The following is a 699-nucleotide window of genomic DNA, read 5'->3' as shown; positions in this document are numbered from 1 at the left end:
CTGGCCCTCGATCTTGCGACGGATGTCGCGGATGATCCGGCCCAGCCGGCTGCGCAGGATACGCAACTGCCGCTGATGCCGCCCGAACTGTTTGGCATGGGCGTAGCGGCCCGCCATCATCGCAGCGGCCTTGGCCACGCGAGAATAGGATTGCCGGAGCCTGACGCTGTGCCTTCTCGCCAGGCGGTTGAGGCCCTGGATGGCCGCATGAAGCAGCTTGGCGTCGGTCGGGAAGGTGATGGCCTTCGGCTGCACCGTGGTGTCGACAGTGACGCGCTTGAGGTCCTGGCTGCGTAAGGCGCCGGCTTCGTGCGCCACCCGCAGGCTCTCGGCCAGCAGCAGCTCCAGCTTGTCGCCGAGCCGCTTGCGCCAATGGCTCAGGTCCGAGCGTTCGTGCGGGAAAGCGTGCCGGAAAAACTCTTCGCCGGTGAAGAACTGGAAATAAGGGTCGTGGACCCAGCGCTCGCACACCCCCTCTTCGGACAGCCCGTAGATATGCTTGAGCAACAACAGCCCGATCATGAAGCGGGTCTCGATCCCCGGCCGGCCGTTCTCGCTGTAGAGCGGCGCGATCTCGCCGTCGATCCAGTCCCAATCGATCTTGCCGGCAAGCAGAACCAACTCGTGCTTCAGATTGATGATCTGGTCCAGCCGCGCCCGGAACAGATCGTTCGATCCCGTCGTCTTGTGCTTCTTCGG

Annotated in this window: 1 protein-coding gene; it reads right to left on the bottom strand. The window is 64.1% G+C overall.

Translation table 11 applies throughout. The annotated features are described in order from the left end of the window. Positions 1–699 (bottom strand): transposase (locus IVB13_RS03225; RefSeq protein ID WP_247487697.1); only part of this gene is annotated, 699 nt, incomplete at both ends.

Source organism: Bradyrhizobium sp. 17, assembly GCF_023073515.1.
GTDB classification, from domain to species: Bacteria; Pseudomonadota; Alphaproteobacteria; order Rhizobiales; family Xanthobacteraceae; genus Bradyrhizobium; species Bradyrhizobium canariense_D.
Note: the sequence above shows the minus strand (reverse complement) of the source record. Positions and strands in the feature narration are given on the sequence as shown.